This window comes from Weissella viridescens (assembly GCF_014789145.1).
GTDB classification, from domain to species: domain Bacteria; phylum Bacillota; class Bacilli; order Lactobacillales; family Lactobacillaceae; genus Weissella; species Weissella viridescens.
In genome coordinates this window covers 1,559,883-1,582,893 of the sequence record NZ_CP061835.1, presented here as the reverse complement: position 1 = coordinate 1,582,893, position 23,011 = coordinate 1,559,883, and the positions used below count along the sequence as shown (strand labels likewise).

Below are 23,011 nucleotides of genomic sequence, written 5' to 3'. Positions count from 1 at the left end.
CGCTAGTAAATTCGTTTAACAATCTGTTAAACAACAAAAAGAAAAATTGAGTAATATCAAGCTTTTGAAACCTTTCTTCATTTATGAAGTAAGTACAAAATGAGAGTTTGATCCTGGCTCAGGATGAACGCTGGCGGCGTGCCTAATACATGCAAGTCGAACGCTTTGTGGTCCAACTGATTTGAAGAGCTTGCTCAGATATGACGATGGACATTGCAAAGAGTGGCGAACGGGTGAGTAACACGTGGGAAACCTACCTCTTAGCAGGGGATAACACTTGGAAACAAGTGCTAATACCGTATAACACTAATAACCGCATGGTTATTAGTTAAAAGATGGTCTTGCTATCACTAAGAGATGGTCCCGCGGTGTATTAGCTAGTTGGTAAGGTAATGGCTTACCAAGGCAATGATACATAGCCGAGTTGAGAGACTGATCGGCCACAATGGGACTGAGACACGGCCCATACTCCTACGGGAGGCAGCAGTAGGGAATCTTCCACAATGGACGAAAGTCTGATGGAGCAACGCCGCGTGTGTGATGAAGGGTTTCGGCTCGTAAAACACTGTTGTAAGAGAAGAATGACATTGAGAGTAACTGTTCAGTGTGTGACGGTATCTTACCAGAAAGGAACGGCTAAATACGTGCCAGCAGCCGCGGTAATACGTATGTTCCAAGCGTTATCCGGATTTATTGGGCGTAAAGCGAGCGCAGACGGTTATTTAAGTCCGAAGTGAAAGCCCACAGCTTAACTGTGGAAGTGCTTTGGAAACTGGATAACTTGAGTGCAGTAGAGGAGAGTGGAACTCCATGTGTAGCGGTGAAATGCGTAGATATATGGAAGAACACCAGTGGCGAAGGCGGCTCTCTGGACTGTAACTGACGTTGAGGCTCGAAAGTGTGGGTAGCAAACAGGATTAGATACCCTGGTAGTCCACACCGTAAACGATGAGTGCTAGATGTTTGAGGGTTTCCGCCCTTAAGTGTCGCAGCTAACGCATTAAGCACTCCGCCTGGGGAGTACGACCGCAAGGTTGAAACTCAAAGGAATTGACGGGGACCCGCACAAGCGGTGGAGCATGTGGTTTAATTCGAAGCAACGCGAAGAACCTTACCAGGTCTTGACATCCTTTGACCACTTCAGAGATGAAGCTTTCCCTTCGGGGACAAAGTGACAGGTGGTGCATGGTTGTCGTCAGCTCGTGTCGTGAGATGTTGGGTTAAGTCCCGCAACGAGCGCAACCCTTATTACTAGTTGCCAGCATTTAGTTGGGCACTCTAGTGAGACTGCCGGTGACAAACCGGAGGAAGGTGGGGATGACGTCAAATCATCATGCCCCTTATGACCTGGGCTACACACGTGCTACAATGGCAAGTACAACGAGCAGCTAACCCGCGAGGGTACGCGAATCTCTTAAAACTTGTCTCAGTTCGGATTGTAGGCTGCAACTCGCCTACATGAAGTCGGAATCGCTAGTAATCGCGGATCAGCACGCCGCGGTGAATACGTTCCCGGGTCTTGTACACACCGCCCGTCACACCATGAGAGTTTGTAACACCCAAAGCCGGTGAGGTAACCTTTTAGGAGCCAACCGTCTAAGGTGGGACAGATGATTAGGGTGAAGTCGTAACAAGGTAGCCGTAGGAGAACCTGCGGCTGGATCACCTCCTTTCTAAGGAAAATCGGAAGCCTACACATTTGCGTTGAAACGATATTCAGTTTTGAGTGGTTTACACTCAGAATAGACGAGAGATTTTAAAACCTCGGGACTGTAGCTCAGCTGGTTAGAGCGCACCCCTGATAAGGGTGAGGTCGGAGGTTCGAGTCCTCTCAGTCCCATTCTATTGGGGAATTAGCTCAGCTGGGAGAGCACCTGCTTTGCAAGCAGGGGGTCAGCGGTTCGATCCCGCTATTCTCCATTGTAACCTTCGGGTTACAAGGACTTAGATCTTTGAAAACTGAATCATATTTAAATTTTAAATTCATTTCAATTAATTATTATAATTAAATTGAGCCGAAAAAATACACCGCGTAATTTTTTGAGTTTTTTAAATTAGTTTAAATCGCTTGTGGCCTTTGAGCCACAATACTCAAACTTGAATCATCAACGCAAGTTGATAGGTTAAGTTATTAAGGGCGCATGGTGAATGCCTTGGCACTAGGAGCCGATGAAGGACGGGACTAACACCGATATGCTTCGGGGAGCTGTAAGTAAGCTTTGATCCGGAGATTTCCGAATGGGGAAACCCAACTTGTTTATACAAGTTATCATTTAGTGAATACATAGCTAAATTGAAGGTAGACGTTGTGAACTGAAACATCTCATTAGCAACAGGAATAGAAAGAAAAATCGATTCCGACAGTAGCGGCGAGCGAAATCGGAAGAGCCCAAACCAACGTGCTTGCATGTTGGGGTTGTAGGACTACCATTGTGGAGTTACAAAATTGTTTATTAGCAGAATCAGCTGGGAAGCTGAGCGAGACAGGGTGATAGCCCCGTATGCGAAAGTAAGCAATCTCCCGTGTAGGATCCTGAGTACGGCCGGACACGTGAAATCCGGTCGGAATCCGCGAGGACCATCTCGCAAGGCTAAATACTCCCTAGTGACCGATAGTGAACCAGTACCGTGAGGGAAAGGTGAAAAGCACCCCGGAAGGGGAGTGAAAAAGTTCCTGAAACCATGTGCCTACAAGAAGTTAGAGCCCGTTAATGGGTGATAGCGTGCCTTTTGTAGAATGAACCGGCGAGTTACGATAACATGCAAGGTTAAGGTGGAAAGACCGGAGCCGTAGCGAAAGCGAGTCTGAAATGGGCGCTTAAGTATGTTGTTGTAGACCCGAAACCAGGTGACCTACCCATGTCCAGGGTGAAGATGCGGTAAAGCGCATTGGAGGCCCGAACCCGTACATGTTGAAAAATGTTGGGATGAGGTGTGGGTAGCGGTGAAATTCCAATCGAACTTGGAGATAGCTGGTTCTCTCCGAAATAGCTTTAGGGCTAGCCTCGGAATGAAGCGTGTTGGAGGTAGAGCACTGTTTTGGTGCGGGGCCCATCTAGGGTTACCAAATTAAGATAAACTCCGAATGCCAATCACGTATGTCCGGGAGTCAGACAGTGAGTGATAAGATCCATTGTCGAAAGGGGAACAGCCCAGATCGTCAGTTAAGGTCCCTAAGTGTGTGTTAAGTGGAAAAGGAAGTGGAGTTGCATAGACAACTAGGATGTTGGCTCAGAAGCAGCCACCATTTAAAGAGTGCGTAATAGCTCACTAGTCGAGTGATTCTGCACCGAAAATGTACCGGGGCTAAACACACCACCGAAACTACGGGTGCCACGTAAGTGGCGCGATAGGAGAGCGTTCTATGGGCGATGAAGTCAGACCGTGAGGACTGGTGGAGCGCATAGAAGTGAGAATGCCGGTATGAGTAGCGAAAGACAGGTGAGAATCCTGTCCACCGTATGACTAAGGTTTCCTGGGGAAGGCTCGTCCTCCCAGGGTTAGTCGGGACCTAAGGCGAGGCTGAGAAGCGTAGTCGATGGATAACAGGTTGAGATTCCTGTACCAGGTGAACATGTTTGAACGATGGAGGGACGCAGAAGGCTAACGGATCCCAGCTGATGGATATGCTGGGTTAAATAACAAGTCTTGAGTTGAGTTAAATGCTTGACTCTTTAAGGACAAGTTATGATGAGGACCGAAATAAAGTAGGGAAGTCCGCCATGTCACGCTGCCAAGAAAAGCTTCTAGTTAGTGTTTACCTGCCCGTACCGCAAACCAACACAGGTAGTCGAGGAGAGCATCCTAAGGTGAGCGAGTGAACTCTCGTTAAGGAACTCGGCAAAATGACCCCGTAACTTCGGGAGAAGGGGTGCTCAGCGAAAGCTGAGCCGCAGTGAATAGGCCCAGGCGACTGTTTATCAAAAACACAGGTTTCTGCAAAATCGTAAGATGACGTATAGGGGCTGACGCCTGCCCGGTGCTGGAAGGTTAAAAGGAGTGCTTAGCGCAAGCGAAGGTATGAATTGAAGCCCCAGTAAACGGCGGCCGTAACTATAACGGTCCTAAGGTAGCGAAATTCCTTGTCGGGTAAGTTCCGACCCGCACGAAAGGCGTAACGATCTGGGCACTGTCTCAACGAGAGACTCGGTGAAATTTAAAGACCCGTGAAGATGCGGGTTACCCGCGACAGGACGGAAAGACCCCATGGAGCTTTACTGTAGCTTGATATTGAGTGTTTGTGCAGCTTGTACAGCATAGGTAGGAGCCGTTGAAGTCGGAACGCTAGTTTCGATGGAGGCACAGGTGGGATACTACCCTCGTTGTATGACCACTCTAACTCACACCACTAAGCGTGGTGGAAGACAGTGTCTGGCAGGCAGTTTGACTGGGGCGGTCGCCTCCTAAAAGGTAACGGAGGCGCCCAAAGGTTCTCTCAGAATGGTTGGAAATCATTCGCAGAGTGTAAAGGCACAAGAGAGCTTGACTGTGAGACTGACTAGTCGAGCAGGTACGAAAGTAGGGCTTAGTGATCCGGTGGTTCCGCATGGAAGGGCCATCGCTCAACGGATAAAAGCTACCCTGGGGATAACAGGCTTATCTCCCCCAAGAGTCCACATCGACGGGGAGGTTTGGCACCTCGATGTCGGCTCATCGCATCCTGGGGCTGTAGTCGGTCCCAAGGGTTGGGCTGTTCGCCCATTAAAGCGGTACGCGAGCTGGGTTCAGAACGTCGTGAGACAGTTCGGTCCCTATCCGTCGCGGGCGTAGGAAATTTGAGAGGAGTTGCCCTTAGTACGAGAGGACCGGGGTGAACGTACCTCTGGTGTATCAGTTGTTCCGCCAGGAGCATCGCTGAGTAGCTATGTACGGATGAGATAAACGCTGAAAGCATCTAAGTGTGAAACTCGCCTCGAGATGAGATTTCCCATTCTTTATGAAGTAAGACCCCTTGTAGATGACAAGGTAGATAGGCTAGAAGTGGAAGTGCGGCGACGCATGGAGCGGACTAGTACTAATGGTTCGAGGACTTAACCAAGTTGAACAAAACGTTGGTGTACGGTTCAATTAATGAAATGAAAATAAGATACAAAATATGATTCAGTTTTGAGAGACGTAAGTCTCATCAACACCGTGTTGTGATGATGGCATTGAGGTCACACCTGTTCCCATACCGAACACAGAAGTTAAGCTCAATAGCGCCGAAAGTAGTTGGAGGATCTCTTCCTGCGAGGATAGGACGTCGCAATGCAAACGAAAGTCGCCAGTAATGGCGGCTTTTTTGTTTATTTAGGAAACGAAATTTGATATTTTTTCATCATAGCCTTAAATTTATTGATATAATGAAGATTAGGCTTTATAAGATACTTACAATCTAAAAATAGAATAAAGGCAGCATACTCATTCGTATGCTGAAAGGTAAAGGATCAATGACAGAACCAAATACATTTTACATTACGACACCAATTTACTATCCATCTGGTAAGTTACATATTGGAAACACCTATACAACAGTGCTAGCCGATGCTGCAGCACGCTACCATCGTTTACTGGGTGATGATGTCTATTTCCTTACAGGGACCGATGAACACGGTTTGAAGATTGAACAAAAAGCAGAAAAGTTAAACATGACACCACAACAATATGTTGATGGTATGGCTGAAGATATTCAAAAGCTTTGGAAAGAATTAGACATCAGTAATGATGGCTTTATTCGCACAACCGATGAACAACATGAAAAGGCCATTCAAAAGATTTTCCAACAATTCCTTGATCAAGGGGATATTTATAAGGGAAATTATGAAGGTTGGTATTCAGTCGATGACGAAGAATACTTCACCGAGTCACAATTGGAAGAAGTTTATCGTGATGATGACGGCAAGGTGATTGGTGGAAAAGCACCATCTGGTCATGAAGTTGAACTCGTTAAGGAAGAATCTTACTTCTTCCGTATGAGCAAGTATTCAGACTGGTTGATGAACTACTATAAGGAGCACCCTGATTTTGTTGAGCCAAATTCTCGGATGAATGAGATGGTTAAAAACTTTATCGAACCAGGGTTGGAAGACCTTGCGGTAACACGTACTGCCTTTTCTTGGGGTGTTCCTGTACCATCAGATCCAAAACACGTTGTTTATGTTTGGATTGATGCACTTTCAAACTATATTACGGCATTGGGTTACGGTAGTGACAACACAGAGTTGTTTGATAAGTTCTGGCCTGCAAACGTACAACTAGTTGGTAAGGAAATCGTGCGTTTCCACACAATTTACTGGCCAATTATGTTACATGCCTTAGGATTACCTGAACCAAAGAAAATTTTTGCACATGGCTGGTTAACAATGCGTGATGGAAAGATGTCAAAGTCTAAGGGAAATGTTGTGTATCCTGATACTTTGGCCGAGCGTTACGGCGTAGATGCTGTACGTTACTACCTATTACGTGCAATGCCATATGGAAACGATGGACTCTTCACTCCAGAAGACTTCGTTTCTAAGTTAAATTATGATTTGGCCAATGACCTTGGAAATCTTTTGAACCGTACGGTTGCCATGATTAACAAGTATGATGACGGAATCATTCCATCACTTGAAATTGGTTCAACTGCATTTGATGCTGACTTAGAAGAAACTGCTGCATCAGTTATTGAGAACTACAATAAGTACATGGGTGAACTTCACACATCTGATGCGCTTGCTGAAGTATGGAAGTTGATTTCACGCGCTAACAAGTACATTGATGAAACAACACCATGGACAATGGCTAAGGATCCAGAGCAAGCTAATAACTTGAGTGCAGTAATGGCACACTTGGCTGCGTCATTGCGTGTCGTTGCTATCTTGTTGCAACCTGTTTTGACAAATACGCCTAAGGCTATTTTTGAGCAACTCGGTTTGTCAGAATCTAACCTACAAATCGCAGACTTAAGTTTTGATGCATTACCAACAGGTGGACGTGTTGTTGAAAAGGGTCAACCAATCTTCCCACGTGTTGATGTTGATGCTGAAGTAGCATACATTCGTGATGAAATGACTGGTGGTGCACCAAAGGCTGAAGCCGATGATCGCCCAGAAAAACTTGAAACAAAGCCAGAAATTGAATTTGATGATTTTGAAAAGGTCGATATTCGTGTTGGTAAGATTGAAGCGGTATCTGCAGTTGAAAAGTCAAACAAATTGTTGCGCTTCAAGCTAGATGACGGGTCAAAGAACGGACGCACCATCTTATCTGGTATGAAGAAGTTCTACCCTGAATTTGAGCAGTTAGTGGGTAAGAATGTCGCCTTTGTGGCCAACCTTAAGCCACGTAAGATGATGGGTGAACTTTCTGAAGGAATGATTCTATCTGCTGAGAAGGATGACGAAGTTACGCTAACATTCTTGCCAGATTCAATTAAGCCTGGAGCTGACTTAGGTTAATCTAATTAAATAGTTAACTAGCAGGGACTCAGATTTGAGTCCCTGTTCTACATAGAGCGTAACCCCCTTAGGAGGATCTTATGGATTTTCTATTTGTTATTTTGGTAATTATGGCTGCAATCATCATTGCCAATTTTCTCTCCCAATTAATGCCGAAAATCCCCCAAGCTTTTTGGCAAATATTGGCTGGAATTATATTAGCGCTAATTCCAGGAACACTACATCAGATTCATCTCGAACCGGATCTGCTCTTGATGTTAGTGATTGCTCCGTTGTTGTTTTATGAAGGGCAGCACACAAATGCTAGTGTGATTTCAAAAAATTTCTCAGCGATTATTCGTTTAGCAGGAATTTTAGCGATTGTCACTGTGGTTGTACTTGGCTTTACAGAACAGGCCATTATGCATTGGGTATTACCGCTGGCAGTTGCCTTGGCTGCGATTGTAACACCAACCGATGCCACAGCTTTGGATTCAGTTACCTCGACGGTCAAAATGCCGTCAGGAATTAAACGAGCGCTAAATTTGGAATCACTCTTCAATGATGCCAGTGGGCTAGTTGTTTTGGAATTGGCGTTATTGTGGTTAAATACGGGCCACTTTTCCTTCCTTGAAGGATTTAGAGAGTTTTTGATTTCGGCCTTCGGTGGTGCCGTGATTGGATTTATTTTAGGGATGTTGATTGTTTGGATGCGCCAAAATCTTTTGCGTTTTCAACTAGACGACAGCACCGCTCAAATCTTAATTCAAATTATTAGCCCGGTGGCCATTTATATTATTGCAGAACATTTCCATGTCTCAGGAATTATTGCTGTGGTTATTGCAGGTGTTGTGCATAATGAAGAACGTGCGCATATGCAGTTTATGTCTGCGCAGTTAAGTAATTTGAGTAATCAAGTCTGGGAAATGATGTCCCAAGTGTTAAATGGCATTGTGTTCGTTCTTTTGGGACTTGAACTTGTCCGTGTTGTTGAGACTTTTGTTAATACAACTGGCTATGGATGGGTACCAATGGTCGGAATGGGAATTTTGATTTATGTCATCATGGTTGTTGTCCGATTCTTATCGATGAGCTTTTCGCAAAAAGAAGATGTGGAGCGCTTTATCGATCATGGTCAACAAAAGAAAGATGCTTTTGTCTTCGCCATTGGTGGGGTCCATGGAGCCATGACTATGGCCATGGCCCTATCATTGCCATATGTCCTTAAGAATGGACAACCTTTCCCATATCGAGATAATATTTTATTGATTGCCTCAGTTGTGATTATTATTAGCTTGGTGATGCCTTTGATTGTATTGCCAAGGGTGTTGCCTGAAGTTGAGCCTGAATTTAAGACAGCTGATTTTGACAAGGCTCATCTGGAAATGGTGAGTCGCGGTATTGAAAATGTCGATCGCTCAGATGCTGATCCAAAAACAAAGCAAAATGTGACGCGTCAACTCCAAGGCCAGCTTGGTTATGGCGATGAGCAATTAGATCGCGACATCTGGCTACAAGCATCGAATCGCATTAATCGTGTAACCAATCAGGCGATTGAAGATGCGATGGATGCTGATCAATTGTCAGGTGATGCGGCTTTGTTCTACCAACGCTTATCACATAACTCACGAAACTCGGGTTGGCATGGTATTCAACATCGTGGTCGTGTTTTGTGGCACAGTATTGAACAAAGTTGGATGCACTTCGTTGACCGTCATGTTAATTCAAGTAAGCGTCAAGAACGACAAAAGCAACGAATTGAAAAGTACATCAAACGTGAGCAACGACATTTGAAGGATTTGCCGGATGATCAACGTAAATTGATGGAACAACGTATCGCAGATCAACGTAAAGTGTTGGATATGAACACGCCTGATAAACGCCAAAGTTTGCATAAGTTAAAGCAGAAACAACGTGATCGTTGGGCAGCTGCAACTAAGGAAATTCAAAATGTAACGGAACCAGCAGTCGAAGCTGATATTCGTTCACTGGAACAATCAGGTAAAAATCCCCGCTTAGCATTAGCCATGCGGAATGTGCAAGTACGTCAACAAAACGTGATGCAGAGTTCAGTTGATTCGACGGATGATGACCAAGAGGTCATGATGAATGCTCTGCAAGCTGAATTGCAGTACATCCATCAAGGTCGTGCCAAGAACACCTTAAGTTCTGGATTGGCAAAAGCGCTTTACGATGAAGTAAATGCGGCTCAAGCCCTAGTTTTGGCGATTGAAGAAGACGAATAACTTTGAAATTCAGTCGAATGTGTCATTCGGCTGTTTTTTATACATAGCATGATGACTGTTTTACGGTCAAAGCTTAAGCATGCCATCTTTTTTTGGTATGATAGTACTATTAAGATACGAGAAAAAAATAAAATGAGGTAAATTATGGCGATTTATGATCCATCAAAGCGGCCAGAAGCTGCTTATGATTCACACACACATTTAAATGAAACAGAATTTAGTGAAGATGTTCCAGCCTATTGGGCGCGCGCGCGCGAATACCGCATTATGGAAATGAACGTGGTAGGTTACAATCACGTGGGAAATGCGCAAGCAATTGAAATTGCCCATGAATTGGAAGGGGTCCACGCAATTGTTGGATTCCAACCTGAAGATGTTAATGAAGTAAACGAAGCTGAGATGGCGATTTTACGTGACCAATTAAACGACGATACAGTTGTTGGGTTGGGCGAAATGGGATTGGATTACCACTGGGAAGATAACCCAGCGCCAGAAGTCCAAAAAGCAGCTTTTGCGGCACAATTGGACTTGGCCCGTGAAACACATCTGCCAGTAACTGTGCACGCGCGTGACGCATTTGATGACGTTTACGATATGTTGAAGGCGCACCACGTTGAAGAATTCGGCGGTGTCATGCATTCCTTTACTGGGGATGCCAAAGAAGTTCAACGATTCTTAGACCTTGGTATGTACATTGGTTTCTCTGGGATGGTGACATTCAAAAAGTCCGAAGATATCAAAGCGGCCTTGCAGGTTGTGCCATTAGACCGCATTTTGGTTGAAACTGATGCGCCATTCTTAGCGCCAACACCAATGCGTGGTAAGATGAACGAACCAATGTTTACGCACTACACGCTTGAAAATATGGCTGAGCAATTGGGTATGACATATAATGAAATTGCTAAAATCACGACCGACAATGCGCATCGTTTGTGGTTGGATAAGTAATGACCAAGATTCAAGAAGTCATCGTAGTCGAAGGAAAAGCAGATACACAAGTTATCCAACAAGCAGTTGATGCTGATACTTTAGAAACAAATGGCTCAGCGCTCAATCCTGCGACGTTAAAGGCAATTCAAGAAGCTGCGGAGCGACGAGGCATCATTGTCTTTACTGATCCTGATTTCAATGGAGAGCGCTTAAGGCAGCTCATTACGGATGCCGTGCCAACGGCCAAGCATGCGTTTTTAACGAAGGATGAAGCTGGTCGTCAGATTAAACATCATAGCTTGGGCATTGAGTATGCGGATGCAGCAACAATCCGGCACGCCTTAGACCAAGTTGTGACGGTGATGGAAACAGACCAACCACAGTCTGATGTCACACGCCAGGATTTGGTTCGTTTAAATTTACTGGCTGGACCACAGGCTGCCCAATTGCGCCAACAGGTCGCTGAAAAGCGCCAGTTAGGTTATGTGAACGGGAAACAATTTTTAAAGCGCTTGGGGATGTTTGGCATCACCAAGGCTGATTTAGAAGCAACGCTTCGAGAGATAAAAGAGGAAAATGCATGAATGATGTACCAGATATTGCTACGCCCGTCCGGACGCAGGCAATAATGAATCAATATGGTATTAATACCAAAAAGTCGTTGGGACAAAACTTCCTAACCGATATTAATATCTTAAAAAATATCGTCTCTGCCGGTGAAGTTAAGCCAACTGATAACGTGATTGAAATCGGGCCAGGAATTGGGGCATTGACGGAACAATTAGCACGTAATGCCAAGCAAGTGGTAGCATTTGAAATTGATGATCGCTTGATTCCAGTATTGGACCATACCATGGCCCCATACGATAATGTAAAAATTATCAATCAAGATATTCTAAGCGTTGATCTTGAAAAGACGATTCAAGAAGAATTTGATGATCCAAGTGCGCCATTGAAGTTGGTTGCCAATTTGCCATACTACATTACGACACCAATTTTGATGCAAGTTTTGCAATCAAACGTACAATTTGATGCGATTGTGGTCATGATGCAAAAGGAAGTGGCAGATCGTTTGTCAGCTGAACCAGGAACTAAGGATTATGGTTCATTAACCTTAGCTGTGACATATCGTATGAATGCAGCGCTTGCCTTCAATGTGTCAAGAACAGCCTTCGTGCCAAATCCAAATGTGGATTCAGCGATTATTGTTTTGACACCTCGCGAACCGTTGACCACTGATCCAAAAGATGAAAAGAAACTCTTCCAATTGTTCAAAGTTGGATTTGCGATGCGCCGTAAGACGCTTTGGAATAATCTAATTACTGCTTTTGGTAAGACTGATGAGATGAAGGAACGTTTGACGGTAGCTTTGGATGCTGCTGACATTAGTCCGAAGATTCGAGCTGAGAAATTGACGCTTGATGACTTTATCCGTTTGCACAACGCGCTATTTGACGCCGGCGTCTATAACGGATAGAATGATAGATATATCGCTAAAATTTAGCTGATATAAATATATTGTCTATGTATGTAATTTAAATTTAAAATTCGAAAGAAGGTAGCACATGGATTCCGGTCCGTCTATAATTATTAATCTAGTTGTCATTATCGTGATTTTGGCACTTGCAGTATTGTTTACTTTAACTGAGTATTCTTTGGTTAAGGTTCGTCCCAGCGCTTTGAAGGCCTTGAAAGAGGAACAAAAAAAGCCATCAACAAAGATCGATCATGCGATTTACATGGTTGATCATTTGACTGAATATCTTTCAACGGCGCAAGTTGGGATTACATTGACTTCGCTAATTTTGGGTTGGTTAGGTGAAGGATTCATCGCCGGCTTGATTATTAGTAGTGGTCTCTTACCAGCCGAAATTGCGCATAGTTTTGCGTCAATTGCTGCCATCTTGATTTTCACCTTTATTCACGCGGTGTTTACAGATTTGGTGCCTAAAAATATTGCGATTGATGATCCAACAGGGGTTTTGCTTAAAATCGTGCGTCCAGTTATGTTCTTCCACGTGTTGTTCTACCCAATGATTTGGTTGTTCGACCGTACTGCAGCATGGGTGACAAAGATTTTGGGATATAATGCGCATCCTGATGAAGATATTTATTCACAAGCTGAAATTGTGTCACTTTCACGTGATGCTGCGCAAGCTGGTGAAATTGATGAAGACGACTTGCGTTATATGCAACGTGCTTTTGAAATGAATGACAAGGTTGCTGCTGATATCATGATTGATCGGACGCAACTTGCAGTGATTGATGTAAACGCGACGATTCATGAAGCCTTAAATATGTACCTCGAGACGAAGTATTCACGAATTCCTGTTGTTGCAAATAACGACAAGGATAAGATTCTTGGTTATGTCTATTCATATGACTTGGTTCGTCAAGGACGTATTGATATGGAAGCACCAGTAAGTACCGTTTTGCGTAACTTACCAAATATTTCAGAAGATCAACCCATTACTGATATTTTGCAAGAAATGATTGATCACCGTGTCCCAATGGTCGTGGTTAAGGATGAATATGGTGGAACGTCTGGAATTGTTACCGATAAGGATATTTACGAAGAACTCTTTGGTACAGTTCGTGATGAAGTTGATGATACTATTGATAATTTAATTACCAAGTTGCGCTCCGATGATGATGGAAACATGCATTATCAAGTTTCAGGTAAGTTGAATCTAAATGACTTTGAACGTTACTTCCATGAAGATATTGGATCATTTGAGGATTCAGATAAGGTGACCTTGACTGGGTACATGTTGGATCGTTTCCCTGATCTTAGTGTAAATGAACCTAACCAAGTGGCTAATTTCGACATTACTGCTTTGGACTTCAAGGATGCTTACATTAACTATTTCGAAGTAGTGGTTTTGCCACTTACGGATGAAAATAGCTCTGATGTTCGCATTGAAGAAGAATAGTCACTTGCTACAAATGACCAATAAAGAAAGAAGGGATTTCTATTGAGTACTGCACAACTGTGGATTTCATTGATTATCATTATCATTGTGTTAATTTTTGCAGCAATCTTTGTTGCCGCTGAATTCGCCTTAGTTAAAGTTCGTCGAAGTACATTAGAAGAAATGCAAAACGAGCGTGAAAAGCCATCACGGAAAATCACGCGTACCATTAACATGGTTGATAACCTAAATGAATATCTGTCAACAACCCAAGTTGGAATTACTTTGGCTGGTTTGTTGTTAGGGTTCATGGGTGAATCAACTGTGGCCCACTTGCTTTTGAAGATGGGTATTATTCAAGAAATGACAGGCCCAAGCGCTGGTGTTATTGCCTCTGTTATCGCTTTGGTCTTGTTGACATATGTTGAAGTGGTCTTCACTGAACTTGTGCCAAAGAACGTGTCAATCGAGTTTCCGGTTAAGGTGGGACTAGCTGTATCAGGTCCTTTGAAATTCTTTCACGTGGTCTTCTACCCATTTGTCTGGTTACTCAACGTGTCAGCAAACGGGGTGACGCATTTGTTTGGTATGAAGACAGCGTCAGAAGATAGTGAAGTCTATTCTGAGGCTGAAATTTTGAGCTTGTCACGTAATGCTGCCCGTCAAGGACAGTTGCAAGACGAAGATTATCTGTTGATGCAACGTGCGTTTGAAATGAACGACAAAAACGTTGTGGATATCATGATTGATCGTACTGAGATGGAAGTTGTTGATATTAACACAACCATTAAGGAAGCAGTTCAAGTGTACTTCAAGACGAAGTTCTCACGTTTGCCGGTTGTGGCCGACAACGATAAGGACAAGGTATTAGGATACATCTTCAACTATGACTTGATGCGCCAAGCATATGCTGATGATACTGTCACAGTTCGTAAGATTCTGCGCCAAATGCCAACAGTTCCTGAAAGTATGCCTATTCAAGATGCCCTCCAAGTAATGATTTCTAAGCGTACACCAATGGTCGTTGTTAAGGATGAGTACGGTGGTACATCTGGAATTGTTACCGACAAAGATATCTACGAAGAGTTGTTTGGTACAGTTCGTGATGAAGTAGATGATGTCGCCGATGATCTTGTTGAAAAGCTTGGTTCAGACCAAGATGGAGTTATGCATTACCGTGTTTCTGGTAAGATGACTTTGTACGATTTTGAACGTTACTTTAAGACGGATTTGCGTGAGTTTGATCGTTCTGACATGGTAACGCTAACAGGTTACATGTTGGACGAAAATCCAAACGCTAGCGCTGGTAGTGAGATGCAAGTTGGTCCATTCCACTTCAAGGCCTTACACTACAAGGATGCTTATATTAGCGACTTCGAAGTTACGAAGGAGCCTGAAGCTAAGGTTGAACCTGACGTTAAAAAATAAACAAAAAACGATACACACGACAAGCGTGTGCATCGTTTTTTTTTAGCTAATCTAGTGGTACATCGACTGCCCAGCCAGCTGGCCCAGGTTGATCTCCGAACTGAATCGCCATTAAGCGATCATAGAGCGCTTGTGTCTTTGGTCCTACTTCTGTTTCTGAATAGAAAACATGCTTCTTATCATTGTGTGTGATCGAACCAACAGGGGAGATAACGGCAGCAGTTCCCATGGCACCAGCCTCTTCAAATTGATCCAAATCGTAAATACTAATGGTTGTTTCTTCAGTTACCATACCCGCTTCTTCTGCCAACTCGAGCAGTGAATACTTGGTAATAGATGGCAAAATTGAAGGTGATTTAGGCGTGAGGAAGCGATTGTCTTTAGTGATGCCAAAGAAATTGGCTGAACCAAGTTCCTCAATATTTTCATGAAGGCGCGGATCCAAATAAACAACATCTGAATATCCTGCAGCATGCGCATTTTGTCCTGGTAGCATGGAAGCAGCATAGTTACCACCCACCTTAGCACGTCCCGTTCCGCCATGAGCGGCACGGTCGTAAGGGCTTGTCACATAGGCAGTAGGGGTTAAGCCACCTTTATAGTACGCACCAACAGGGGTTACATAAATGCTAAAGACATACTCGTCCGCTGGCTTAACGCCTACAACTGCACCTGTACCAACTAGGAAAGGGCGAATGTATAAAGTGGCGCCTGAACCATATGGTGGTACGAAATCTTGATTTGCTTTGACGACGGCCTTGACTGCTTCCACAAAATCGTCTTCAGGGTATCCAGGCATGACTAAGCGTTCTGCTGATTGACGCATGCGTGCCGCATTACGGTCAGGACGGAAAATATTTACGCCGCCATCAGCACGACGATAGGCCTTCATACCTTCGAAGACTTGTTGACCGTAGTGCAGAGCTGCTGCCGCTTCGCTCATTTGAATTTGACTATCTTCAGTGATTTCACCAGGTTCCCATTGGCCGTTGCGATAAATGGCGCGGAAACGATAGGGCAAGTCATGATAGGCGAAACCTAAATCAGACCAATCAAAATCAGCAGGAGTTGCTTTTGTCATGTGGAATACCAACTTTCTTATTTTAGATTGTTTAATTATTAGAATAAAATGATAAATTTGTCAAGGAAGGTTGCTTAATTCATAAGGATAGATGAAAAAATCGTATTAATAAATGAGGATGCAAAAATAATTAACACAAAAAAGAACGCAAAAAAACCAGAACCAAATTTAAATTGGTTCTGGTTTTTAGTATAATAAAACAAAAGCAAATTGCTGGTGCTTAATTAAAATTAATTTCAATGTTTTCAGTTAAGACGTCAGTATAACTAAATGATGCACGATCAAATTCGTGGCCGTCTTGCTTTAAATCTAAAACAAAAACAGCAGGGAAAGTTTCACGTACAATTGCTTGATGTTCAATTGTACGATGACGACTTTCGTGGGTAATCAACGTTACCGTTTCACCAAGATGGTTATCAAGATTTTGTTTAATTTCTACTAATGATGCAGGCATAGAAACACTTCCTTTCGCGAGACAATCTCGCCTTCTCTCGACAAATGAGATCGAGACTACTTTAAGCCTGAATTTTATGTACGACAAGGCCTTTTTTTATTTTACCATAATTATGGTAAATATGAAAGGTGCTTTTTATTAAATGAATTTATTAATCTTTTTAATACAGCCTGACGCTGATTGACGAAAAAAGGTATTATTTAGAAATTTTTAGGAGCTATAAATTTGAAGACTAAAAATCATGGTTGGGGTGTATGGAACGATTTTAATCTGGTCATGAATGCGGTATGATGGGAGTTAGAAATAAATTGAGGTGGAAAAAATGACTGAAAAGCGAATTGCCTGGCCAACCTATTTTATGTTGCAAGCAGTGATGTTAGCGTCACGTGGTACCTGTACCCGATTACAAGTAGGAGCAGTTATTGTCAAAGACGGACGTATTATTGCCAGTGGGTATAATGGTTCAGTTTCAGGAACGCCACATTGTGATGAGGTCGGCGATTTAATGGTTGATGGTCATTGTATTCGTGCCGTTCATGCTGAACAAAATGCCTTGATGCAAATGGCTAAAATGGGGATTTCATCAGATGATGCCGAAATTTATGTCACAGATTTCCCGTGTGTATATTGTACAAAGCTACTATTACAAGCAGGGATAAAGAAAATTAATTACTTACGTAACTACCGCAACGATGATTTTGCGATGACGTTGATTGATGAAAAGCATGTTGCCTTAGAACAAGTGACGATTACAGCTGACGATATTGAAAAGTTACACTTTGAGAAATATATTGATTCAACACAAGGAGATACGGAATGAGCCAGAATGAACAAGCTTACTTGGATACCCTCCAAGATATTTTAGAAAATGGGGCCGTTAAGACAGATCGTACCGGCACTGGGACGCGTTCTGTTTTAGGGCGTCAAATGCGGTTTGATATGGCAGAAGGCTTTCCGCTTCTCACGACTAAGCGGGTACCATTTAAACTAATTAAGAGTGAGTTGTTGTGGTTCCTACAAGGAAATACCAATATTAAATTCTTGTTGGAAAATAATAATCATATTTGGGACGAATGGGCTTTTAAAAATTGGGTTGAGTCAGATAGTTATACTGGACCTGACATGTCTGATTTTGGACGTCGGTCTTTAGTCGATGAAGATTTTGCTACCGAATATGATAAGCAACACGAGATTTTTGTCGATAAGATTTTATCGGATGATGCGTTTGCGACAGAATTTGGTGAACTTGGGGATGTGTATGGCGCGCAATGGCGCCACTGGAAGAAAGTCCAGGGTGGTTTTATTGATCAAATGGCGGATGTCATCGAACAAATTAGGACGCACCCAGACTCACGTCGTCTGATTGTGACGGCATGGAATCCTGAAGCAGTGCCAACCCAAGCTTTGCCACCATGTCATGCGCTGTTCCAATTCTATGTAGCAGATGGAAAGATTAGTTTGCAATTGTACCAGCGATCAGCTGATATGTTTCTAGGGGTCCCCTTTAACATTGCTTCATATTCATTGTTGTTACACATGGTAGCAGCTCAAACGGGTTATGAAGCGGGTGAATTTGTGCACACATTAGGGGATGCGCATATTTACAATAATCACGTGGACCAAGTAGAAGAACAATTAGCGCGACCAATGGCTGATTTACCTGAACTTTGGTTAAACCCAGATGTTGAATCAATTTTCGACTATACAATGGATGACATTAAAATCAAAAATTATCATCCAAGCAAGTCAATTAAGGCCCCTGTGGCTGTTTAAGATAGTAATGGAGCGAGGGGGGCACCATGCATGTCAGATAGAAAAAAGCGACGTGTTGTCCGTGGACCACGGTACATCAAGTCAGCGTATCGTGAACGCAACATTGTGTTAACGATAACGCTGCTCATTATGGCAATTGGGATTGGCTTTGGGGCGCATACTTTAGTCAATGCGAATCGCGCGATGAATCAAGCCTATCAGCCGGCGCATGTAAAGAAAGAGCGCAATGGTAGCAAATTATTAAAGCAACGTAAACCGTTTTCTATTTTATTAATGGGGACAGATACTGGGGAATTCGGACGTAATTATAAGGGACGAACGGATTCGTTAATGTTGGCAGTTGTGAATCCACAAAAAAAGACAACGACACTTGTGTCACTACCACGAGATAGTATCGTGGCGCCAGTAGGTTATGAGAGCGAATTTCCAGCGAAGTTAAATTCGGCCTATGAATATGGGTCAGCTAAAACGTCGATTCAGACGGTACAGCAGTGGTTAAACGTCCCGATTGACTACTACGCCATTGTGAATATGCGTGGGTTGGAACAGGTTGTGAATGAGTTGGGTGGCATTCAAGTTGCTTCGCCATTAACCTTCGAGTTTAATCCTGAAACGGCCCATAGTGATCCAGGTAATTTGTATAAATTCACCAAAGGGTCGACCCACTTTACGCACACGGGTAAGGATGATGTTACCCATTCATATGATCGGATGGATGGAAAAGCGGCGTTAGCTTTTTCACGAATGCGTTATCAAGATCCGCAGGGGGACTATGGACGTCAAGCACGGCAACGTTTAGTCATTCAAGGAATTTCAAAGAAAGCCTTGTCTAACCCGCTTCGGTTAGCTGATGCTGACTTTATTTCGGCCGTGAGCCAGTCAGTAAAGACTGATTTGTCATCACATGATATTGAACAAATTAGTGGTAACTACTTGTTAGCAGGTAAGACCATTAAAACGGGTCATTTGACTGGACAAACATACGATACAAAACGGGGATCCTCAGAATTTATTAGTAGTGAAGTAAAGCAATCGGTAACGAATCAGCTGCGTAAAGCCCTTGATTTGAAACCAGCAGAAACGGGACCTCTTTACGGTGGTGAGGTTTCTGAGACTGATCTTGCACAAAGCGGCTTACCAACACCATAAAACAACAAAGTTCGGCTATTAGCCGAACTTTTTTTATTGTTAAAACGTTTTATGCTAAAAAGAGAACAAAAACAGTGTTGACAACGTTATCGTTCGGATTTATGCTTAATATAACCTTTGAAGAAAAAGGTCGTTCACTTCTAAGCGTAAGCATAACTAATTTTAAGGAGACGGGTTCTGATGTTAAAGAAACTACTTGTGGGAACTGCAACAGCACTTGCAGTGACCGCAACAGCCGGTGTGGTATCAACGACCACTGCTGATGCAGCATCAAAGAAGGTAGATATGAAGGAAGTTAATGTTCAATTCGTACCTTCTGTTCAAGCTGATAAGATGGAAGCAAAGACGAAGCCACTAGAAAAGCTTTTGTCAAAGCAACTTGGTGTACCAGTACATGTTTCAGTTTCAACCGACTACAATACAGTTGTAGAGGCGATGGGTTCAAAGAAAGTTGACTTAGGCTTCTTGCCACCTGACCCTTATGTTCATGCGCACTCTAAGTACGGTGTTGAACCCCTCTTGCAATCAGAACGCTATGGTATTAACGACAAAAAGGGTGATGGATCTAACACTAAGAAGTTAGTGAACTCTTATCGTTCAATGGTTGTCGTGAAGAAAGACTCAAAAATTAAAGATGCTAAAGATTTGAAGGACAAGTCAATTGCTGTTCAAAATACAACTTCTGATGCTGGGTATATTTTCCCAATCGTGGATTTGAAAAAGGATGGCATCAATGTTCTAAAGTCATCAAAGTTGGTAACAGTTAAAGGGCATGATCAAGGTGTTCTATCTGTTTTGAACGGAGACACTGACGCAGCATTTGTCTTCGATGATGCCCGTAACCTTGTTAAGGACGACAACAAGAAGGTCTTTAAGAATACCCGTGTTATCAAGTACACGTCTGAAATTCCAAATGATACTATTTCAGTTCGTAAGGGTGTTTCAAAGCATGACCAAAAGGAAATTAAGAAGGCCATGAAGCATGTGGCAAATGATGATAAGCAAGGTAAGCAAATTATGAAGGATGTCTATACTTGGGAAGGTGTTACTGATACCAAGGATTCAAACTTCAATAAGGTGCGTGATTACCAAAAGAAGATTGAAGACATGCAATAGTTGCATGAGTGTAAAGTGTTAAAAATTGAAGAACTAATCCAAAATGATTAGTTCTTTTTTTATGCCATTCGCTGTGATGATTGCATTCGGCGTAGAGATCATTCGACTTATTATTAAGACTAAAAATTGCAGTAATCTGCTAAATAAAATCTGATAGATGGAGTGCGTACAATTATGGAAAATCCTAAAGGGACAGTAAAAATTTCAAATGTGTCTAAGGTATATAAAAATGGAACCGTTGGTCTAGATGACATTAATTTAGATATTCACGCAGGTGAATTTGTAGTAGTAGTGGGATTATCAGGAGCTGGGAAAAGTACATTGCTTCGCGCCATTAATCGACTACATGATGTTACAACCGGTAGTATCCTAATTGATGGTGAGGATATTACGAAAGCCAAAAGTAAAGCACTTCGTCAAATTCGACGCAATATTGCAATGATTTTCCAGAATTTCAATCTAGTTAATCGTGTATCGGTTGCTCGCAACGTTTTTAATGGACGAGTTGGGTATTATTCAACCTTGAAAAGCGTGATGGGCCTTTATTCTAAGACGGATAAAGAGCGCGCCGAACAAAATTTAGAACGTGTTAATATGCTGGATAAGTATTATACTCGTGCTGATGAGTTATCTGGTGGACAGCAACAACGTGTTGCGATTGCTCGTGCCATGATGCAGTCACCCACTGTTTTTCTTGCTGATGAGCCAATTGCATCATTAGATCCGAAAACAACACGACTAGTTATGGATGATTTGAAGCGTTTGAATGAAGAATTAGGTATGACGGTTATTGTTAACTTACATAGTGTCCCGCTTGCTATGGCATATGCTAGTCGTATAGTTGGGTTAAGAGCTGGAAAATTAGTCTATGATGCACCGATTGAATCAGTTAAGGAATCGGATTTTGCTAACATTTATGCTGAAGAAAGTGATGGTAAACAATAATGGATGCACTTTTACCTGAACGTAAATTCAGTCAAAAGTGGCATGTTAAAGGACTTTTGACTTTAATTTTGTTAATGCTTATCTTAATCACTGCAACCCAATCAATTGGGGAATTTAGTGAGTTTAGTTGGGATCAATTTTTTGAAATCTGGAAAGAAATGGCACATCCAGATTGGTCATACTTTCCAGTTATTATTGATCCTCTGTTACAGACGATCCAAATGGCATTAGTAGGAACGCTACTGGGAACGCTGTTGGCTTTACCGTTTAGTTTGTTAGCTTCAAGAAACATCATGAAAAACAAATTTATTTTAAGCGTTGTACGATTCTTTTTGAACATTGTACGTGCGATTCCAGATATGTTGTTGGCAGCAATTTTCGTGGCGATTGTTGGAATTGGGCCGATGGCTGGTGTTGGAGCATTGACCATCTTTAGCTTTGGAATGGTTTCTAAGTTGTTTTATGAATCTATTGAAACCATTGATGAGGGGCCGGTCGAAGCATTAACAGCTGCTGGCGCGAATCATGTGCAAACAATTTTCTTTTCAGTGATTCCACAAGTTTTCAACCAATTTTTGAGTTACTTTTTATATACGCTAGAAATTAATGTACGTGCATCAACAGTATTAGGATACCTTGGAGCAGGGGGCGTTGGATTATACCTAGATCAAACGCTTTCAATGTTTCTCTATAGTCGAACCGCAATCGTGATTATTGGTATTTTAATTGTTGTTGTCGTTGTTGATGGTATTTCAAACTACTTACGGGAGGCCTTGGCATAATGCAAAAAGTAAACAGAAGCCCATGGCAACGTATTAAACCATGGTTGATTTTGCTAGTTGTGGTACTTATCTACATTTGGGCCTTTTCTGGTGTTGATTTAAGTAGTATCAAGGAAACTGCTGGCGAAGTGACACGTTCAATCTTTAGTGGATTGTTTCACCCAGATTGGTCGTATGTGCATACCGGGGATGGTGAAGATCTCATAAATGCTTTAGTTGAAACTTTAGCAATCGCTTTTTTGGGTACTTTTTTCTCGGCGTTTTTATCAGTGCCATTTGCGTTTTTTGCAGCGCATACAAAACGTGGGCTCAATGTTCGTTCATCGATTGGAAAATTTATTTTAACAGTCATTCGTGTTTTCCCAGAAATTGTTTTAGCACTTATGTTCATTAAAGCGGTTGGTCCAGGAGCTTATGCAGGCGTTTTGGCGGTATCAATTCATTCAATTGGAATGTTAGGAAAATTGTTTTCCGAATCAATTGAGGATATTGATCGGGGACCGAATGAAGCAATTGTTGCTGCTGGTGGGTCTAGTTTAGATAGTTTAACTTTAGCTACAATACCTGCGGTACTACCAGCATTCATGAATTACACACTCTACCGGTTTGAAATAGCTGTTCGTTCGGCTTCTATTCTAGGTATTGTTGGAGCAGGGGGGATTGGAGCGCCATTGATTTTCGCGCTTCAAACGCGTAACTGGTCGCGTGTTGGCATTATCTTATTGGGAATTATTGTGATGGTTACGGTCATTGATTACGTTTCTGGTCAAATCCGTAAGCGGCTTGTATAAATTTGGA

Annotated in this window: 16 protein-coding genes, 2 tRNA genes and 3 rRNA genes; 19 read left to right on the top strand and 2 right to left on the bottom strand. The window is 42.6% G+C overall.

The window, feature by feature from the left end; translation table 11 throughout:
* Positions 1–95 precede the first annotated feature (95 nt).
* From IE337_RS07820 to IE337_RS07765, 12 genes are all read left to right on the top strand, one after another.
* Positions 96–1,673, top strand: a 16S ribosomal RNA gene (locus IE337_RS07820).
* A gap of 93 nt (positions 1,674–1,766) precedes the next feature.
* A tRNA-Ile gene (locus IE337_RS07815) sits at positions 1,767–1,840 on the top strand.
* A gap of 7 nt (positions 1,841–1,847) precedes the next feature.
* A tRNA-Ala gene (locus IE337_RS07810) sits at positions 1,848–1,920 on the top strand.
* A gap of 201 nt (positions 1,921–2,121) precedes the next feature.
* A 23S ribosomal RNA gene (locus tag IE337_RS07805) occupies positions 2,122–5,038 on the top strand.
* Positions 5,039–5,134: 96 nt separating this feature from the next.
* Positions 5,135–5,251 (top strand): 5S ribosomal RNA (gene rrf / locus IE337_RS07800).
* Together the 16S, 23S and 5S rRNA genes with 2 tRNA genes alongside form the textbook arrangement of a ribosomal RNA operon.
* Before the next feature lie 178 nt (positions 5,252–5,429).
* Entirely contained in the window at positions 5,430–7,418 is a 1,989-nt protein-coding gene (gene metG / locus IE337_RS07795) for a methionine--tRNA ligase (protein ID WP_191136366.1), read from the top strand.
* An 80-nt stretch (positions 7,419–7,498) separates the two neighbouring features.
* A complete protein-coding gene (locus IE337_RS07790; RefSeq protein ID WP_191136365.1) occupies positions 7,499–9,643 on the top strand; it encodes a cation:proton antiporter in 2,145 nt (714 codons plus the stop codon).
* 144 nt (positions 9,644–9,787) lie between these two features.
* The gene (locus IE337_RS07785) at positions 9,788–10,591 is read left to right on the top strand and encodes a TatD family hydrolase (RefSeq protein WP_057747159.1); all 804 of its coding nucleotides are present in this window, start codon (positions 9,788–9,790) and stop codon (positions 10,589–10,591) included.
* Positions 10,591–11,157, top strand: a complete 567-nt coding sequence (rnmV, locus tag IE337_RS07780; RefSeq protein ID WP_191136364.1) for a ribonuclease M5 — start codon at positions 10,591–10,593, stop codon at positions 11,155–11,157. Before IE337_RS07785 ends, rnmV begins: the two co-directional genes overlap by 1 nt.
* A complete protein-coding gene (gene rsmA / locus IE337_RS07775) occupies positions 11,154–12,050 on the top strand; it encodes a 16S rRNA (adenine(1518)-N(6)/adenine(1519)-N(6))-dimethyltransferase RsmA (RefSeq protein ID WP_057747155.1) in 897 nt (298 codons plus the stop codon). The genes rnmV and rsmA overlap by 4 nt, the downstream gene beginning before the upstream one ends.
* 88 nt (positions 12,051–12,138) lie before the next feature.
* Positions 12,139–13,506, top strand: a complete 1,368-nt coding sequence (locus tag IE337_RS07770) for a hemolysin family protein (RefSeq protein ID WP_057747153.1) — start codon at positions 12,139–12,141, stop codon at positions 13,504–13,506.
* Positions 13,507–13,548: 42 nt separating this feature from the next.
* Positions 13,549–14,913: a hemolysin family protein gene (locus tag IE337_RS07765; protein ID WP_191136363.1), complete on the top strand. Its 1,365-nt coding sequence runs from the start codon at positions 13,549–13,551 to the stop codon at positions 14,911–14,913.
* A gap of 46 nt (positions 14,914–14,959) precedes the next feature.
* On the opposite strand, the gene IE337_RS07760 is transcribed toward IE337_RS07765, so the two are convergent.
* Positions 14,960–15,994, bottom strand: coding sequence for a branched-chain amino acid aminotransferase (locus IE337_RS07760; protein WP_191136362.1), 1,035 nt, complete (start codon positions 15,992–15,994; stop codon positions 14,960–14,962).
* A gap of 220 nt (positions 15,995–16,214) precedes the next feature.
* On the bottom strand, positions 16,215–16,448 hold the full coding sequence (locus IE337_RS07755) for a Veg family protein (protein WP_057747147.1): 234 nt from the start codon (positions 16,446–16,448) through the stop codon (positions 16,215–16,217).
* 322 nt (positions 16,449–16,770) lie between these two features.
* Between IE337_RS07755 and IE337_RS07750 the strand changes: the two genes are divergently transcribed.
* The 7 genes from IE337_RS07750 (at position 16,771) to phnE (IE337_RS07720) (ending at position 23,004) form a co-directional block, all read left to right on the top strand.
* Positions 16,771–17,268, top strand: a complete 498-nt coding sequence (locus IE337_RS07750; RefSeq protein WP_057747145.1) for a deaminase — start codon at positions 16,771–16,773, stop codon at positions 17,266–17,268.
* Positions 17,265–18,221, top strand: coding sequence for a thymidylate synthase (locus IE337_RS07745; RefSeq protein WP_191136361.1), 957 nt, complete (start codon positions 17,265–17,267; stop codon positions 18,219–18,221). Before IE337_RS07750 ends, IE337_RS07745 begins: the two co-directional genes overlap by 4 nt.
* A 30-nt stretch (positions 18,222–18,251) precedes the next feature.
* Entirely contained in the window at positions 18,252–19,370 is a 1,119-nt protein-coding gene (locus tag IE337_RS07740; RefSeq protein ID WP_191136360.1) for an LCP family protein, read from the top strand.
* A 180-nt stretch (positions 19,371–19,550) separates the two neighbouring features.
* Positions 19,551–20,486, top strand: a complete 936-nt coding sequence (locus tag IE337_RS07735; RefSeq protein WP_191136359.1) for a phosphate/phosphite/phosphonate ABC transporter substrate-binding protein — start codon at positions 19,551–19,553, stop codon at positions 20,484–20,486.
* Positions 20,487–20,660: 174 nt separating this feature from the next.
* Entirely contained in the window at positions 20,661–21,431 is a 771-nt protein-coding gene (gene phnC / locus IE337_RS07730) for a phosphonate ABC transporter ATP-binding protein (protein WP_191136358.1), read from the top strand.
* The gene (gene phnE / locus IE337_RS07725; protein WP_191136357.1) at positions 21,431–22,213 is read left to right on the top strand and encodes a phosphonate ABC transporter, permease protein PhnE; all 783 of its coding nucleotides are present in this window, start codon (positions 21,431–21,433) and stop codon (positions 22,211–22,213) included. The genes phnC and phnE (IE337_RS07725) overlap by 1 nt, the downstream gene beginning before the upstream one ends.
* On the top strand, positions 22,213–23,004 hold the full coding sequence (gene phnE, locus IE337_RS07720) for a phosphonate ABC transporter, permease protein PhnE (RefSeq protein WP_191136356.1): 792 nt from the start codon (positions 22,213–22,215) through the stop codon (positions 23,002–23,004). Before phnE (IE337_RS07725) ends, phnE (IE337_RS07720) begins: the two co-directional genes overlap by 1 nt.
* Positions 23,005–23,011: the final 7 nt, after the last annotated feature.

Coding starts and splice junctions, on each gene's coding strand:
- metG (WP_191136366.1), top strand. CDS start 5,430: ATGACAGAACCAAATACATTTTACATTACGACACCAATTTACTATCCA.
- IE337_RS07790 (WP_191136365.1), top strand. CDS start 7,499: ATGGATTTTCTATTTGTTATTTTGGTAATTATGGCTGCAATCATCATT.
- IE337_RS07785 (WP_057747159.1), top strand. CDS start 9,788: ATGGCGATTTATGATCCATCAAAGCGGCCAGAAGCTGCTTATGATTCA.
- rnmV (WP_191136364.1), top strand. CDS start 10,591: ATGACCAAGATTCAAGAAGTCATCGTAGTCGAAGGAAAAGCAGATACA.
- rsmA (WP_057747155.1), top strand. CDS start 11,154: ATGAATGATGTACCAGATATTGCTACGCCCGTCCGGACGCAGGCAATA.
- IE337_RS07770 (WP_057747153.1), top strand. CDS start 12,139: ATGGATTCCGGTCCGTCTATAATTATTAATCTAGTTGTCATTATCGTG.
- IE337_RS07760 (WP_191136362.1), bottom strand. CDS start 15,994: ATGACAAAAGCAACTCCTGCTGATTTTGATTGGTCTGATTTAGGTTTC.
- IE337_RS07755 (WP_057747147.1), bottom strand. CDS start 16,448: ATGCCTGCATCATTAGTAGAAATTAAACAAAATCTTGATAACCATCTT.
- IE337_RS07750 (WP_057747145.1), top strand. CDS start 16,771: ATGACTGAAAAGCGAATTGCCTGGCCAACCTATTTTATGTTGCAAGCA.
- IE337_RS07745 (WP_191136361.1), top strand. CDS start 17,265: ATGAGCCAGAATGAACAAGCTTACTTGGATACCCTCCAAGATATTTTA.
- IE337_RS07740 (WP_191136360.1), top strand. CDS start 18,252: ATGTCAGATAGAAAAAAGCGACGTGTTGTCCGTGGACCACGGTACATC.
- IE337_RS07735 (WP_191136359.1), top strand. CDS start 19,551: ATGTTAAAGAAACTACTTGTGGGAACTGCAACAGCACTTGCAGTGACC.
- phnC (WP_191136358.1), top strand. CDS start 20,661: ATGGAAAATCCTAAAGGGACAGTAAAAATTTCAAATGTGTCTAAGGTA.
- phnE (WP_191136357.1), top strand. CDS start 21,431: ATGGATGCACTTTTACCTGAACGTAAATTCAGTCAAAAGTGGCATGTT.
- phnE (WP_191136356.1), top strand. CDS start 22,213: ATGCAAAAAGTAAACAGAAGCCCATGGCAACGTATTAAACCATGGTTG.